Source organism: Mycobacterium ostraviense (assembly GCF_002705925.1).
Lineage (GTDB): Bacteria > Actinomycetota > Actinomycetes > Mycobacteriales > Mycobacteriaceae > Mycobacterium > Mycobacterium ostraviense.
Genome location: NZ_NKRE01000026.1, coordinates 1 through 255, shown reverse-complemented (window position 1 = coordinate 255; position 255 = coordinate 1). Strand labels below are relative to the sequence as shown.

Here is a 255-nt window from a genome sequence, read left to right as displayed (position 1 = left end):
GTGGTGAATCGGCCGATGTGGCGCTGGCCATCGACGAGGCCTACCAGCCGCGCTTCGGCGGCGATGACATCGCGCTCTCGCCGCTGGGCAAGGTGCTGGCCATTGCTGAACGCGTCGACACGCTGGCCGGCGGTTTCGCCGCGGGCCTGAAACCGACCGGCAACAAGGACGCGTTCGCCCTGCGCCGCAACGCGCTGGGCCTGGCCCGCACGATCATCGAAAGCGGCTTCGAGCTGGACCTGCGCGCGCTGCTGG

The 255-nt window shown here is 70.2% G+C and carries 1 protein-coding gene; it reads left to right on the top strand.

Annotation, left to right across the window (positions count from 1 at the left end; translation table 11 throughout):
* On the top strand, positions 1-255 hold a 255-nt coding region (locus CDN38_RS33625; RefSeq protein ID WP_142361388.1), incomplete at both ends, for a glycine--tRNA ligase subunit beta.